The sequence below is a fragment of the Clostridium sp. CTA-1 genome (genome assembly GCF_054768215.1).
Map to the genome: position 1 here is coordinate 1 of NZ_BAAAAP010000014.1, position 15,438 is coordinate 15,438.

At 25.8% G+C, this 15,438-nt stretch carries 11 protein-coding genes; all 11 read left to right on the forward strand.

Features of this window, described 5'->3' with window-relative positions; all coding sequences use genetic code 11:
• The first annotated feature begins 66 nt into the window (after positions 1-66).
• The 11 genes from ACYUEW_RS12280 to ACYUEW_RS12330 all read left to right on the forward strand — a co-directional run bounded on the left by ACYUEW_RS12280 (position 67) and on the right by ACYUEW_RS12330 (position 15,257).
• The gene (locus ACYUEW_RS12280; protein ID WP_460276864.1) at positions 67-675 is read left to right on the forward strand and encodes a DUF1836 domain-containing protein; all 609 of its coding nucleotides are present in this window, start codon (positions 67-69) and stop codon (positions 673-675) included.
• Between the two features lie 465 nt (positions 676-1,140).
• Entirely contained in the window at positions 1,141-1,656 is a 516-nt protein-coding gene (locus ACYUEW_RS12285; protein ID WP_460276865.1) for a hypothetical protein, read from the forward strand.
• 87 nt (positions 1,657-1,743) lie between these two features.
• Positions 1,744-2,322: a TetR/AcrR family transcriptional regulator gene (locus ACYUEW_RS12290; protein ID WP_460276866.1), complete on the forward strand. Its 579-nt coding sequence runs from the start codon at positions 1,744-1,746 to the stop codon at positions 2,320-2,322.
• A gap of 176 nt (positions 2,323-2,498) precedes the next feature.
• A complete protein-coding gene (locus tag ACYUEW_RS12295) occupies positions 2,499-3,848 on the forward strand; it encodes an MATE family efflux transporter (protein WP_460276867.1) in 1,350 nt (449 codons plus the stop codon).
• A 21-nt stretch (positions 3,849-3,869) separates the two neighbouring features.
• The gene (locus ACYUEW_RS12300; RefSeq protein ID WP_460276868.1) at positions 3,870-7,163 is read left to right on the forward strand and encodes a DEAD/DEAH box helicase; all 3,294 of its coding nucleotides are present in this window, start codon (positions 3,870-3,872) and stop codon (positions 7,161-7,163) included.
• A 189-nt stretch (positions 7,164-7,352) separates the two neighbouring features.
• On the forward strand, positions 7,353-8,168 hold the full coding sequence (locus ACYUEW_RS12305; RefSeq protein ID WP_003486288.1) for a RelA/SpoT domain-containing protein: 816 nt from the start codon (positions 7,353-7,355) through the stop codon (positions 8,166-8,168).
• Between the two features lie 167 nt (positions 8,169-8,335).
• Entirely contained in the window at positions 8,336-8,791 is a 456-nt protein-coding gene (locus ACYUEW_RS12310; protein WP_003486286.1) for a DUF2383 domain-containing protein, read from the forward strand.
• A gap of 258 nt (positions 8,792-9,049) precedes the next feature.
• Entirely contained in the window at positions 9,050-10,057 is a 1,008-nt protein-coding gene (locus ACYUEW_RS12315) for a helix-turn-helix domain-containing protein (protein ID WP_003486284.1), read from the forward strand.
• 179 nt (positions 10,058-10,236) lie between these two features.
• Positions 10,237-11,991 carry an ABC transporter ATP-binding protein gene (locus ACYUEW_RS12320; RefSeq protein ID WP_003486282.1) on the forward strand — a complete coding sequence of 585 codons (1,755 nt, stop codon included), beginning with the start codon at positions 10,237-10,239 and terminating at the stop codon, positions 11,989-11,991.
• 1 nt (position 11,992) lies between these two features.
• Positions 11,993-13,717, forward strand: coding sequence for an ABC transporter ATP-binding protein (locus tag ACYUEW_RS12325; protein WP_460276869.1), 1,725 nt, complete (start codon positions 11,993-11,995; stop codon positions 13,715-13,717).
• A 517-nt stretch (positions 13,718-14,234) separates the two neighbouring features.
• A complete protein-coding gene (locus tag ACYUEW_RS12330) occupies positions 14,235-15,257 on the forward strand; it encodes a LacI family DNA-binding transcriptional regulator (RefSeq protein ID WP_374760614.1) in 1,023 nt (340 codons plus the stop codon).
• The last annotated feature ends 181 nt before the right edge of the window (positions 15,258-15,438 follow it).

Below are 15,438 nucleotides of genomic sequence, written 5' to 3' on the forward strand. Positions count from 1 at the left end.
ATATATTAGAGTAGAATATATAGATTTGTAGTAGTTAATACTATATAATTGTAATGAGGTGATTTTATGGAATATAATGAAGAAAATTTGGAAATCATTCTTTCAAATATTACAGAATTTAATGATATTAGACTTTCAGATATTCCAGATATAGATTTATATATGGATCAAGTAACAACACTGTTTGATATGAAGCTAAAGTCATTAAAAAGAGATGAAAATGATAAAATTATGACCAAAACTATGGTCAATAATTATGCTAAAGGAAAATTTTTCCCAGCTGTAAAGGGCAAAAAATATAATAAAGAGCAGATAATTTTATTAGAAATAATTTATAATCTAAAACAAAGCTTATCTCTTTTAGATATTGAAACAATACTTATACCAATTATGGAAAGTATACATAAGGAAGATAATAGATTTCCTTCAGTGGAAGACTTATATGGAACTTTTTTAAATATAAAGGAAATTCAGTTAAAAAGCTTTCATGAAGAGTTTAAAAAGTTAAGGGACATAATAAAGGAGAAATCTGAAAAATTAGATGGAGAAGATGTACAATTAAAAGAGTTAATTTTATTAATATTTACTTTAATTAGTAAAGCTAATATGGAAAAGAGAATGGCGGAGAAATTAATAGATAACTTTTTAAAAGACAATAAATTATTGTTAAAATAGAGATAAATTATAAAGAGACTAAAACATAAGGTCTCTTTATTTTAAGTTATAGATAGGGAGAGAGGGTTATCTATGATAAAAAAGATCCTTATAATAGAAGATGAGTTAGCTATAGCTGATTACCTTTAACTTTTGAACTTGCAGGGCTTTTTTATGTGGATAAATATTATTTAGCCACTAAAGGGCAGTGTAAAATAGAAAAGGTAGAAGAAAAAAGTGGAGATACCAACTAAAGGTAAGATTTGTTATTATACATGGCTAAAAGATAGACATAGAATGTACATATGAGAAAAGTTTAGTAATGATTCTAATTATTTAAAGGTATGTTATTATGATAGAGATAAGGATCAGAGAGCTATTGTAGCAGATAATCATTATAAGGAAGTAAAAATTCCACTTAAAAGTTCAGAATATGAAGTTAAAGATCATGCAATATCAACCCTTAATGGAGCGGAATATGTAAAGGTGGAAATAAATAATAATAGAAGTGATATTTATATACTTAATATAATGTCACAAATAGAAAAATACAAATCATATTCTAAAATAGGGAAAATAGATTCATTAAATAGGGATGATAATTTTATATATGAGGATCTACGTTATGGAAATGTGAGAATTAGTGAAAGAGAAAATTCATTAAGCATACCAGGAACGGATAATTTATGTGTCTTAGGGGTAGATGGAGAAGATAATGTGTATGTGGGAAATGTAATAGATGAAAAAGTTGATAAGGTTTTTTATGGAGGTATAAAGGAAAATGAAAGTTCTTGGAAACAAGTCAAATTAAATAAACCTATAGACAAAGGGGATATATATATATCAAAGAATAGTAAAATATATACAAATAATAAAACTGAAGGCGTAGTAAGAGATGCACTTTTAGGAAAAGAAATAAAGTATAAAGGTAAATTAGTACAATACTATAATAAGAGCATAGGAATAGTTAATGAGGGAAAGTTTAGTAAGATAAAATTTTAGATAAACAAAAGTCAATGAATAATATTCATTGACTTTTGTTCATTGGTACTATATAATATATTTAGACTAGAAAGGAGGCTACATAACATGGTAAGAATTTCAAAAGATCCTGAAGTTCGTAAGCAAGAAATATTAGAGGCAGCAATGAAGTTGTTTTATATGAAAGGCTACGAAGCAACTTCTATGGCAGATATAGCAAAGGAGATAAATGTAGTTCAGGGTTTATGTTACCGTTACTTTAAATCTAAACAAGAACTTTTTGATATTGCCATGGAGCAGTATGCCAAGGAATGTTCAGAAAAATTTTTAACAGTAATTTGTGATGATAAAAAAAAATTAATAGAACGTATGGATGCTATGACTGAACTTATGCAGAGTCAAGAAAATAATAGTAAATATCATGATTTTTATCATAAGGTTGGTAATGAGATGTTACATGAACAACTTATGATAAAAATTGCAAAGAATTTAATTCCTTCTGTAAGTAAAGAGTTAACGAAACTGGCTGAAAAAGGAGAAATTCAAATTAGTAGTGATGATGTGGAGATTATCACTAATTTTATAATGTACGGACAAATCGGTGTTTTAGGTTGCGAAAATATCACCATGAATGAAAGAATTAAAAAAATTCGCAAATTTATAAATTTAATATTAGATATAGACTGATAAAAATATAATATTAGATTATTTATTATATTACATAGAAATTTAATAAAATGTCCCTAATAAAGTATTGCTGTAATGCAATATTTTGTTAGGGTAAAAAAATACTATATGAATGAATTAAATTCAATGACTTTGATTCATTGTAAGATAATAATTATAGAAAGAAGAGGATTTAAATGAACAAAAAATTAGAGAAGGATTTTACTACAGGTAATACAACAAAAAAATTAATTGGAATTACAATTCCATTGCTTATAGCTTTTATATTTAACATGGCATATAACATAGTTGATAGTGTTTGGATTGGAAATTTACTAGGAGAAAAGGCCATGGCGGCTCTTACCATATCCATGCCACCTATCCTTTTGTTTACTTCTGTTGCAATGGGAGCTACTAATGGAATAGCAATTTTATTGTCCAAAAATATTGGAGCTAAGGAAAAGAATAGTATAAATAAAGTGATTTCTACGTCCTTTGTAGGTGCAATAATTTTTAGCATAATAGTAACTATTATTTGTGAATTTGGTACCAATATTATTTTAAATCTTTTAAATACGCCATATAGTATATATTCTATGGCAAAGGATTATTTTGTTATATATATGTTAGGATATGTTTTTGTATTTATGTATTTATATTTTACTGCTATATTGCGTAGTTTTGGTAATACAATTATGCAGATGATTTCTATTATTCTTTGTACTTTACTCAATTTAGTGTTAGATCCTATTTTTATAAATAAATTGGGAATAAGAGGAGCTGCATTTGCAACCTTATTTTCACAAGGAATTATGATGGGGATTATGGTTATATATATTATTAAGAAAAAAATAATTATAATTGATTTTAAATTATTTGATAAAAATATTTTAAAGGAAATAGTAAAAAATGCAGTTCCATCTATTATTCAACAAAGCATTCCTGCAATTAGTACAAGTTTTATAACTTCTTTAGTCAGCGGATTTGGTATATTACCTATAGCTGCTTTTGGTATTTCAGGAAAATTGGAAACAATTTTATTTTATCCAGCTATGGCTCTTAATATGACAATTACCACTTGTACTGGTCAATGTTTCGGTGCTAAAAATACTAAAAAAGCAAAAGAGTATCTTCATAGTGGCATGTTATTAGGCAGTGGCTTTTTAATAATATTAACAGTTATAGTAGTAGTTTTTTCAAAAAATTTAGCATCTATATTTGGAGCTGGTGAAAGTGTTGGAAAATTGGTTAAAGTTTATTTTTCAATTATATCGATTGGATATATTTGTAATACTATTACTAACTGCGTACTTGGAACAGTTAATGGCTTTGGAAAACCAAGAGTAGCTATGTATTTAATGATTTTTTACTATATAATTATTCGTATACCACTTTCAAAGTTATTATCTTTAACTGTATTGGAGTTAAATGGAATTTGGATTGCGGTTTTACTAAGTCACATTTCAGCAGCCATAGCAGGATTTTGGTATTTTAGATCATTATTAAAAAAAGAAGCTATAGAAACTCATAGGAAATTTGGTATATAATAATGTAGGAGGTGATAGTCATTGAACTTAAGAAAATTGATAGAAATAGTCCTCATTAAGTGTTCAAAGTTGGTAAGAATAGAAGGAAAGAAGCTTTATAAAGGTGGATTAGTATTTGATATAAAAAGCAAGAAAATAGATAATTCTTATAATATATATGGAAAAGTTAAAAATGAAAATAAAAGCAATGATTATTATACTCATATAAGGATAAATATGTCGAAGGGTATATTAGAAAAAACTAAATGTAGCTGTGATGATTTTATTCATAACTCTGTTTATAAGGAAGAATTTTTATGCCCACATATTATAGCCACTATGTATAAGTTTTATGATTTGGCAGTTAAAAGTATTAAGGATAAAACTAATAAAGAAGAAGATAAATCTAAATTTATAGTAGGAAATACTATATTAAATGAAATAACGAAATATAATAATTTAAGAGAAAAACTAAATGTTAGTGTAAAATTAAATCACATAAATAATGATGATTTAGATTATTATGAAGCTCAGTTTAAAATTGGTAAAAGTAATATGTATTTAATAAATTCTTTGGAGGATTTTGTTCAAGGAAGAATCCAAGGAACTAAGGTTTTTATTAATAATGGATTGGTATATGATCCTAAAATTCATTATTTTTCTCCTGAAGATGAAAAAATTATTGAGTTTATAGAAGAATACATATCAATAAATAAAGAAATATTTAAAAACAAGATAAATTTACCCTTTAAAATAATTGATGGTAGAAAGCTAATAATATTAACAAGTGTATTAGAAAGATTTCTAGAGACTATTCAACATAGAACAATTAAATTTAAGTATGAGTATATAGATTATAATACTAAGATTATACATAAAGATTTACCTCTTTCTTTCACTCTGAAAGAAAGGGAAGATAGTTTTATTTTAACTACTAAGAAACAGTTTCCGATTCCACTTACTTTAAAGGGAGAAGTATGTTTTTATGGTAACAATCTATATATTCCTTCTAGAACTCAAAGGAAATTATACAAACCTTTCTATAAACATCTGAAAAAGCAAGGGAAGATATCATTTAGTAAAGATGCTAAAACTTTTCAAGAATTAATAGTAATATTAAACAAAATTTCCCAGGTAATAACTTTTGATGAAGGGGTTAAAAATTTTGTGTCAGCTCTCATAGTACCAAAATTCTATTTTTATAAGGAATCAGAAGAAATTTTTTGTAAAGTTAAATTATATTATGGAGAAGAATATTTTGAACTTATTAAGGATGCACAAAATAAAAATTTATCAAATTTTATAAAGATAAATTTACCACCATCCATAGGAAAAGAGCTATATATTAATAATATAAAATGTGAGAATTTTAGGAAAGAAGATTTAGGTGGTAAAGTTATTATTAGAGATCTAGAAAAAGAAGAAAAAATAATTAAGGAATTGGGAAAATTTAGATTTATAAAAGGAGAAAATAGATTTTTATTTATTGGAGATGAAAATGATTTATATAATTTTTTAAGCAAGGGATTAAAAAGATTTAGAAATATAGGAGAAGTAATTTTATCAGACAGTTTGAAAAGTTTAAATTTATATGGTTTAACTTCTATAGAAGTTAATATTACTGAAACTTCTGAGGAATGGTTAAATTTGTCTTATAATATTGGAAATGTTTCTAAAAAAGAGTTTAAAAATATATTTAAGGCTTTTAAGAATAATAAAAATTTTTATAAAACAAAGGATAATAATTTTATTGATTTAGAGGATAATGAAGTTAAAAGTTTTTTTAGTTTATTAGAAGACTTAAGTTTTAATGGAGATATAAATGGAGATTCTTTTAAAATTCATAAAAATAGGGCCTATTATATTGAAAGCAGAGGATCGTCTTTTATTAAAGAAAAAGATTTGCTCCAAAATATTTCAAACAGAACTACAAAGATAAATGACGGCTATTATGAAGTCCCTAAAAATCTTAATGCTACTCTTAGAGAATACCAAATAGCAGGATATAGATGGATGAAAATTTTAAGTAATATGAAATTTGGTGGGATTTTAGCAGATGAAATGGGACTTGGTAAAACCATACAGACTATAAGCTTTCTGTTATCAGAAAAGGGAGCTAAAAGCCTCATAGTTACACCAACTTCTTTAATATATAATTGGCAAGATGAATTTCAAAAATTTGCTAAAACTTTAAAGATTGGAGTTATCCATGGAAGCAAGGAAGAGAGAATGAAAGTTTTAGATGATAGGGAGAAATATGATGTTTTACTAACTACTTATGGAACCTTAAAAAATGATTTTCAGTTATATAAAGATATAATATTTGATTATTGTATAATAGATGAGGGACAGAATATTAAAAATCCACTGGCTCAAAATACTGATAGTGTTAAGAGAATTAATTCTAAAGTGAGATTTGCATTAACAGGAACTCCAATTGAAAATAATCTAATGGAGCTTTGGTCTATATTTGATTTTATTATGCCAGGATATTTATATAGTGAAGAAAGGTTCCAAGAGAAATTTATAGATGAAGTGGAAACAAATATTGATAAACTAAAAACTTTAATTCGTCCATTTATTTTAAGGAGAGAAAAAAAGAATGTATTAAAGGATTTGCCACATAAGATAGAAAAGAAATTTTTAGTGGAAATGACTACTAATCAAGAGCGAATATATAAGGCATATATGAAAAGTATAAAGGAAAAATTAAAAAACAACAAAGAAGATAAAATCACAATATTTTCGTATCTTACAAGACTAAGACAGCTATGCTTAGACCCTTCTCTTATAATTGATGAATATAAAGGGGGAAGTTCTAAACTTAGGATAGCCATGGAATTAGTTCAGGAAGGAGTAGATGAAGGAAAGAAAATTTTATTGTTTTCACAATTTACTTCAGTATTAAAAAATATTTCAAAGCTATTAGAAAAAGAAGGTATAGAATACTTCTATTTAGATGGATCAACTAATGCTAGTGAAAGAATTAAGCTAGTTAATGAATTTAATAAAAATTCCAATGTTAAGGTTTTTTTAATATCATTGAAGGCAGGAGGTACAGGATTAAATTTAACATCAGCAAACTTAGTTATACACTTTGATCCTTGGTGGAATCCAGCAGTAGAAGATCAAGCCACTGATAGAGCACATAGAATAGGGCAGAAAAATTTAGTACAGGTAATAAAGTTAGTATGTAAGGGAACCATTGAAGAAAAAATTATAATGTTACAAGATGATAAGAAGGAACTTATAAATAATGTTATGAATAGTGATTTGAAGAGTGGGAATTTAATAAATACATTATCAAAAGAAGAGATATTAGATTTATTTACTTAATAATTGAAATAGATAATATAGACTTTTAGTAAATCCTTTAATAAAATTTATAGAAATATTAATTTATATTAGTATTGCATATATAAAGCATAAGAACGTTAAGGATATAGGTAGAAAAATAAACCAAGAAAAAAGTGTTTAAGTATATGAATAATAAAAATATATTATAAGGTAAGGTTGGAGGAAAATATGGAGAATAAACTTATAAAGGAAGAATTTTTAAAAAAATATCCTTCTATAGAAGATGACATTATTGAAAATAAAATAGAGTGGAATAATCTAAGAGATATATATTTAGATTTTAATAAATACAAAGATACTTATGAAAGCCAATGTGATTTTATATCCAATATATTGAGGACTCACAATAAAATACATTCTGTTAAATCTAGAGTTAAAAATCCTGAAAGGTTAATAGAAAAAATTATTCGAAAAACCTCTAATAGAAAAGAAAGATATGGGGAAGATTTTCAGTTTACTGTTGAAAACTATAAGGAAGAAATAAATGATTTAATAGGTATTAGAGTTATACATATATTCAAACAGGATTGGGAAGATATACACCAGTTTATTTTAAATACTTGGAAAGTTATAGAAATAACTGCAAATGTAAGGGATGGAGACGATACAAAAAGATTTGAAGAACTGAATATTCAAATTCAATCTAGAAAATCTGGTTATAGATCTGTACATTATCTTATAGAATTTTTTCCTACCAACCAAAGGGTCATAGCAGAAATTCAAGTAAGAACTATATTTGAAGAAGGTTATGGAGAAATTGATCACCAATTAAGATATTGCCATAAAGAAATTCCTGAGGTTTTGGCATTAAATCTTCTTTTATTTAATCGTATTTCAGGAAGTGCAGATGAAATGGCCTCCTTTATAAATTTGCTTAACAAAAATTGGTGTGAAAGAGAAGGAAAATATGAGGAAATAATAGCTTCTAAGGATGAGGAAATAAAAAAATTAAAGGAAAAAATAAATAATAAAAATTGTAAATAGATTCTTCATTTAATACAAATATCTTTATGGTTTAAAAGTTATAAATTAATGAAAAAGTTTTTTATATGTAATATCAATAATTTAAACTCTCGGTAAAATCCCGGGAGTTTTTTATGTAAGTATAATAAATTTGCTATGGGAAAAAAATAAATTGAGGTGATTTTACTATGAAAATAGCATTAAAAGAAGATACAAAACAAATGGATAAATTTTTAAAAGGAGTGCACATGGGAGGAAGTACTTTTAAAGACTATCTTGAAAAAGCTCAGAATGTTGATTTGAAAAATGAGTTAAAAAATATTATAGAATCTTTTAAAAGACATGAAGAAGCTATTACCAATAGAATAGAACAAATGGGAGGAGATGCCCCAGACACTTTAGGATTTCTAGGAACTATAGCAGAATTTTTTGAAAAGATAAAATTAACACCTGTAAATAATGATTTGCAAGTTTGTGATCATGCTATAAAAGCTATGGAAATGGGTATAAAGCAAGGGGAAAAATTTAAGGAAGAAAATAAGGATTTAGACCCTAGTTTGATGAAGGAAGTAAATGCTGTGGTAAATGATTATTACAATCATTTAAATATTCTTAATGAAATAATTAGAAACTACAATAGATAATATAAAAATAAATATATTTTTATTAGTAAAACAATTAATAAAAACTATCCCTAAAAGCCTAGGAATTTGCTAATTTATTTTTCAAATTTCTAGGCTCTAAATATTTAAATAAAGTTATTAAAATTAGTATATTAATTTAGATTTTGTACTTATTACAATAGTGCGGTGTTAGGATTTATATTGCTTTTTAGAATAAAATCCCATATAATTTAAGTGGAATGAAAATGAAAATCATTTAAATTGTATATATAATTATTTATGTTAAGGGGGATAATTTTGAGTAGTGAAAAAGATATTGTAGATACTTATTATGAATATATCGAAAAAGAGTTTAATTGTAAAATTTCAGAAGAATTATTAGGCAAAAAATATGTTATTGGAAAACAGTTTGGTACAGGAAATTTTTCAAGAATGAAAATAGAAAAGGGATTAGAAATTTCAAAGGTTATCGTTGATAAAACAATTATGGATTTTGATAATAGAAGATGTAATGATAATGTTTTTGAATTAGGATATTGCTATAGTGGCTATTCAAAAATAATATCTTTGCCTAACAATAAAGAATATATACTTAAACAAGGAGATATTTTTATATATAAAACACTAAATGATGTAGAATATTTTAAATTTAAATATAATAATTGCAAAACTGTATCTATTAACTTACATTTTAATACTTTTAAAAATGCTGTAAATCCAATATGGGAAGACAAAGTTATAATGGACTGGGAAACTCAAATGAATAATATATTTAAAAAAGATATATTAGTACTTGAAAAAGCTAGTTATGATATAAAAAAAATAGCAGAGGAAATAGATGACATTTCAATTGATAGTATGATGGGCTATATGAAGCTTAAGCTAAAGACAATAGAATTTTTGGCTATTTTTTTTGAAAATAATTCTAATGTGAAATTAATGGAAAATTCAGAAGATGAGAAGAGAGAGTGTATAATTAAGGCTAAGGATATAATAAATAAGAATTTACAAGATCCCCCATCACTTAAAGAACTAGCTAGTGATTTAAATATAAGTTTATATAAATTACAAAAAGCTTTTAAAAATAGTACTGGAAATACAGTTTATGAATATATAAAAAAATCAAGAATTGAAAAGGCAAAATATTTATTAAAAAATACGGATATGTCAATCTTAGAAATTGCAAATGAAATAGGTTATGAAAATCCAAGCAAGTTTTCAAATGCTTTCAAAAGTTATAATAATATTAATCCATTAAAATATAGAAAATTAAATAGATCAGTATAAACTTAGTTTTTAGTTCTTAAAAATGCTCTAAATTTAATAAAAATCTTATAGTCAGATTTTTATTTTTGGAGCATTTTTTGTTTTYTTTGGAGTAGAAGTTGAAAATGATTTTCAATTATAATAAAGATGAAGTTATTTCATAATTGTACTAAATATTGAGAAGAGAAAGGAGAGAAATTATGAAAGAAAAATCAAATTTAAGTTTTCTTTTAGAGGTATCAGGCAAAGAAAAAATTAAATTATATATATCAGCTTTGTTTAGTATAATAAGTTCACTTATGGCTATAGTACCGTATATTCTTATGTATAATATAGTTTTGGAGCTTTTTAATGACACTGTAAACTATGGGAAAATTAAATCCATGGCTATAACTGTAGGTACTATTGTAGTTTTAAGAATGGTTATATTTTTATTATCAGGGGTATTTTCTCATATAGCGGCCTATAGCATACTTTATGAGCTTAGAATGAAGACAATAAACCATATGTCTAAACTTAATATGGGATTTTTTACAGGTAACACTATAGGGAATGTGAAAAAAACAATAAATGAGGATATTGAAAAATTAGAAAACTTCATAGCTCATCAAATTCCAGATTTATCTGCAGCTGTGGTAACACCTATTATAATTATAATTTATCTTTTATATTTGAACTGGAAATTGGCCTTAGCTTTATTTATTCCTATTATTTTAGGATTTGTAAGTCAAATAGGTATGTTTAAAGGTATGGAAAAAATGATGGCCCATTATCATGATTTAGTTCAAAGGCTTAATTCTACTATTATTCAATATATAAACGGAATGAATGTTATGAAAGCTTTTAATCTAACAGCAAAATCATTTAAAAGTTATAAAGACATAACAAAAGAATATGCAGATTATTGGATTGATTTAAGTATGAAAACTGCTCCTCTTTATGCAGTATTCTTAGTACTTATAGATTCAGGACTTTTATTTATGATTCCTATTGGAGGAGTTATGTTTTTAAAGGGAAGTATAAATGCACCTACTTATATATTATTTTTAATTTTAAGTGCAAATTTCCTTAATTCTTTTAAACAATTATTAGAATTTGGATCAACTTTTTCAATGTTATTAGAAGGAGCAGGAAAAGTAAGAAATATTCTTGCAAAAGAGCCTCAAGTAGAAGGATTGAAAAGCTTAAAGAAAGATATTAATGGGAAAATAGAGTTTAATAATGTTACTTTTAAATATGACAAAGAGGAAGTTATAAAAGATTTATCTTTAACTATAGAACCTAAGAGTACAGTTGCTCTTGTAGGGCCTTCAGGCTCAGGAAAAACTACATTGGGTCAATTGATAGGAAGGTTTTGGGACGTTGAAAAAGGTAATATTACTATTGATGATATAAATATAAAAGATATAAAAATGGAAGAACTTATGAACAGGGTATCCTTTGTATTTCAAGATGTATTCATGCTTCAAGATACTATATTAGAAAATATTAAAATGGGTTCTAATAGAAGTATGGATGAAGTTATTGAGGCTAGTAAAAAGGCACAAATTCATAATTTTATAATGAGTTTACCTGATGGGTACGAAACCTCTCTTGGAGAAAATGGAATTAAGCTTAGTGGAGGAGAAAAACAAAGAATTTCTATTGCAAGAGCTATATTAAAGGACAGCCCTATTGTAATTTTAGACGAAGTTACTTCTTATTCAGATATAGAAAATGAAAGCAAAATACAAAAAGCCCTTAGGAATCTTCTGAAAGGGAAAACTGCTATAATCATAGCCCATAGATTATATACAATAAAAAATGCAGATAAAATTGTAGTTTTAGAGGAAGGAAAAATTATAGAACAAGGAACTCACAATTATCTTATGAATAAAAAGGGATTATATAGACATCTTTGGGATATGTATGATTATGAACTAACAGAAACAGCAGAAGTAGCAGGAGGTATGTAGTATGATAGGGGATATAAAGGTATTATTAGGTGAGCATAGTAAAAAGCTTAGAAAGCCTATAATTTTATTAACTATAGATAGTTTATTTAATATGTTTTTTTATTCAATATTATATTTTGTGTTGTTAGATTTAATTAATTCCCAATTAAGTTTTTCTAAAATTAAAAATTATACTATATTCATGGTAATAGCGTTTATATTTAGAACTATAGTTAATGCAATAGGATACACAGGAATACAAGCTAAAGGTGCAAGAGGCATTGAAAGTATGCGTATATCCTTAGGAGATCATATTAAAAATATAAATTTAGGGTTTTTCAATAAAAATAGTATAGGAAATTTGTCCAATATAATGACAAATGATTTGCAAGATTTTGAAAAAATTATAACTCATAATACTAGTGATTTGATAAAAACTATAGTTCTTAGTATTTATTTACTCATAATAACATTTTTTATTGATGTTAAATTAGCTATAATTCAACTTGCATTTGTATTTGTAGCTATGCCTATTATTTTAACAGGAGGAAAAAAAGTTGCTAGAATAGGGAGACAAAAGAAGGTAATTATGAATGAAGTAATATCAAGAATGGTTGAATACCTAAGTGGTATACAGGTGTTTAAAGCTCATAATTTAGCAGGTAAGAAATTTGAAAGATTAGAAAAATCCTTTAGAGATTTAAAGAGGGAAAGTATAAGAACAGAAATATCTATTGTACCTTTTGTACTTATATTTCAGATAATAGTTGATATAAGTTTCCCTATATTATTACTTATAGCTACAACTAAATTTGGATATGGGAATATTGACAAGAAAGCTTTTTTAACATTTATTATAATAAATATAGCCCTTACAAATATACTAAGAGCTTTTGGTGCTCAATATGGACAGTTTAGGTATTTAAAACTTGCCTCACAAAAATTAATAGATACTTATAATAAACCAGAAATGAGTTACAATTATGAAGAAGTAGACTTTAAAAATTATGATATTGAGTTTGAAAATGTAAGTTTTGAATATGAAGAAGGAGAAAATACTATAGATAATTTAAGCTTTAAAGCAAAGGAAGGAACTATGACGGCTTTAGTTGGACCTTCTGGTTCAGGCAAAACTACAGTTACAAGTCTTATAGCTAGATTTTGGGATATAAATAATGGATCAATAAAAATTGGTAGGCAAGATATAAAATATATAAAGCCAGATTCATTATTAAAACACATAAGCATGGTATTTCAAGATGTATATCTTTTAAATGATACCATATATAATAATATAAAATTAGGAAATGAAAAGGCTACTAAAGAGGATGTTATAAAGGCAACTAAAATTGCAAATTGTCATGAATTTATAGAAAAATTAGAAGATAAATATGATACTATAATAGGAGAAGGCGGATCAACCTTATCAGGAGGAGAAAAGCAAAGAATATCTATAGCTAGAGCAATACTCAAAGATGCACCTATAGTATTACTTGACGAAGCTACAGCTTCCCTTGATGCTGATAATGAGTTAGAAATTAGAAAGGCCATAAAGAAACTTACTTTAAATAAAACTGTTATAGTTATAGCTCATAGATTAAATACTATAAAAGATGCAGACCAAATTATAGTTTTAAATGAAGGGCATATAGAAGAAAAGGGGAGTCATAGGGAACTTATAAATAATAAAAAGAGATATTACAATATGTATAATGAAATGGAAAGAGCTAAAAATTGGGCAATATAAAGTTAAAGATATAGATAATTATATACAATTTTAAATAATAAAAGAGGGCTGTTCCAAAATAAGATGAGCTTTAATTTTAATATAGTAAATATAAAAAATACATGTAATAAAAGCTTTAATAGTTCTAAATTTGACGGAATTAAAAATTTTTGTAATTCCTCACAGGACGTGAGGAGTCAGTAGTGAAGGCATGGATGACGCCTCTACTGAGTAAAAAATTTTTAATGGAGTCAAATTTAGAACTACTTAGCAAAATGAATTGCTTTATGAATGAATTATTTATATTTACGAACTTAAAATTAAAGCTATTTTGAGACAGCTCCTTTATTATTTAAATTAATTTTTAAATAAATAAACTATTTACTCCTTGAGAAATTTATAATTAGTTGGTAAGCTATAAATGATTACTTTTAGTTAAATATATTTATATATAATAAATTCAATAAAGACTAAATAAAACATTATTCATAGATGAAAATAAGAAAAAAAGGATTCTGTGTGATTATATACAAGATATATTAAAAGGAGATTAATAAAAATGAAGGTTACCATAAAAGATGTGGCTAAAGAAGCAAAGGTTTCACCCTCTACAGTCTCAAGAGTATTATCAAATAGTCCTAGAATAAGTGATGAAACAAAGGAAAAGGTATATAAAGTTATAGAAAAACTTAAATATAAACCTAATGCAATAGCTAGAGGATTAGTTAATAACAAAACTAGAATATTAGGGGTTGTACTCCCAGAGGAAGCAGAAAATTTGCTATCTAATCCTTTCTTTATACAAGCTATGAAAGGCATAAGCTCCTATGCTGAAAAAAGAGAATATTATATAACCTATGCTTTTAGTAATAATAAAGAAAGTGAGAAAAAACATATAAAGGATTTAACAAGTAGTGGACTAATAGAAGGTATGCTTCTTTTAAGACCAAAAGAAAATGATGAAAATATAAAATACTTAAAAGACATAAATTTTCCTTTTGTTATTATGGGACGATTAAAATATACCGAAGGAGTTCTTTGGGTTGATAATGATAATTTTAAGGCTATGTATAATATAGTTAATAAATTAATAGATAAAGGCCATACAAATATAGCATTGATAGGAGCTAAAAAGGAATTAAACGTATGTAAGGATAGAGAAAAAGGATATAAAGTAGCACTAGAGATGAATGGAATTAATTTTAGTAAAAATTTAGTTAGTTATGGAGAAGATTTTAAAGAAGAAGAAGGATATATGCAAATGAAGAAAATATTAGAAAAAATAAAGCCAACAGCAGTAGTGGCAATGGATGATTTGCTAGGAATAGGTGCTATGAAGGCATTAAAAGAAAAAGATTTAAATGACCTTTCTATAGTTGGCTTTAATAATATACCCTTAGATAAATTTCAAAAACCTGAGTTAGCTTCTGTGGATATAAATGGAGTGAAGCTTGGGTATTATGCCACAAAGTTGTTAATAGACAAGATAGAAGAAGTGGAAGATATTAGAGATCACTATATTATAGAAACAACTTTTGTAGAGAGAGAATCTTTTAAATAGATTAATATTTTTAAAAGGAATATGAAGAATAAATAGTTTAATCTATAATGCATACTTGTACAAACGTTTGCGCAAATATGCATTAAAAATAATGAGTATTTTGTAGAATTTAGCATAATAAGTTAATAAAATTAATGAATTTGAAAAATTCTAGCATTGTAAACTTTTACTTCCATTGATA

Bases quoted from the DNA above. Each gene is read 5' to 3' on its own strand.
- ACYUEW_RS12320 (WP_003486282.1), top strand. From the start codon at position 10,237: ATGAAAGAAAAATCAAATTTAAGTTTTCTTTTAGAGGTATCAGGCAAA.
- ACYUEW_RS12305 (WP_003486288.1), top strand. From the start codon at position 7,353: ATGGAGAATAAACTTATAAAGGAAGAATTTTTAAAAAAATATCCTTCT.
- ACYUEW_RS12310 (WP_003486286.1), top strand. From the start codon at position 8,336: ATGAAAATAGCATTAAAAGAAGATACAAAACAAATGGATAAATTTTTA.
- ACYUEW_RS12290 (WP_460276866.1), top strand. From the start codon at position 1,744: ATGGTAAGAATTTCAAAAGATCCTGAAGTTCGTAAGCAAGAAATATTA.
- ACYUEW_RS12325 (WP_460276869.1), top strand. From the start codon at position 11,993: ATGATAGGGGATATAAAGGTATTATTAGGTGAGCATAGTAAAAAGCTT.
- ACYUEW_RS12315 (WP_003486284.1), top strand. From the start codon at position 9,050: ATGTTAAGGGGGATAATTTTGAGTAGTGAAAAAGATATTGTAGATACT.
- ACYUEW_RS12295 (WP_460276867.1), top strand. From the start codon at position 2,499: ATGAACAAAAAATTAGAGAAGGATTTTACTACAGGTAATACAACAAAA.
- ACYUEW_RS12280 (WP_460276864.1), top strand. From the start codon at position 67: ATGGAATATAATGAAGAAAATTTGGAAATCATTCTTTCAAATATTACA.